Source organism: Gilvimarinus sp. 1_MG-2023 (assembly GCF_030548285.1).
This window is the reverse complement of sequence record NZ_JAUOSC010000993.1, coordinates 1-273: the sequence shown is the minus strand read 5'-3', so window position 1 is coordinate 273 and position 273 is coordinate 1. Positions and strand designations below refer to the sequence as shown.

General features: G+C 60.4%; 1 pseudogene. It reads left to right on the top strand.

Annotated features, from left to right (window positions below):
* Nucleotides 1-273 (top strand): annotated as a pseudogene (locus tag Q4563_RS19860) (hypothetical protein); the annotation flags it as partial.

Genomic DNA, 273 nt, shown 5'->3' with positions numbered 1-273 from the left:
GGTCGCTGGCAGAGTCACCCGCACCGGGTTACTGTTGGCCGCCGTTCTGGTCAGCGCTTGTTCTTCGCAACCTCAAACCGATGCCGAGAGCCTGCCTTCATTGGGCAGTAATGGCCTGGATATTGTCTGGCGCACTCATATCGGGGATGGCCCGGGTAGCAATTACAGCCGTTTGCAAGCCGTGGCTACGGACGATGTACTGTATGCCGCCGATACCTCCGGCTCTGTCTGGTCGCTGGCGTTGGACTCCGGTCGCACGCTGTGGCAACAGAC